Genomic DNA, 246 nt, shown 5'->3' on the forward strand with positions numbered 1-246 from the left:
TCAACACTTTTCCGCCCAGGCTGCCGACTTTTACGTCAACTTCAGAGCCAACTTTGACGCTGTTGATCTGATCTTGCGGTACGCTTGCCTCTACTTTCACGTCAGCCATGTTGACGAGGACGAGCAATGGCGTGCCTGCTCCAGCCATTTCGCCCGGATCAATGGAACGCTTCGCGACGATGCCGCTGATTGGCGCGCGAATGATCGTGTTGTCATAGCTGCTTTTTGCCAGCTCCAGGCTGGAAT

Annotated in this window: 1 pseudogene; it reads right to left on the bottom strand. The window is 54.5% G+C overall.

Going from position 1 to position 246, the window contains the following annotated elements:
- Window positions 1-246: pseudogene (locus F1003_RS19085) on the bottom strand (hypothetical protein); the annotation flags it as partial.

It is taken from the genome of Winogradskyella ouciana (assembly GCF_009709615.1).
Classification (GTDB): Bacteria; Bacteroidota; Bacteroidia; order Flavobacteriales; family Flavobacteriaceae; genus Winogradskyella; species Winogradskyella ouciana.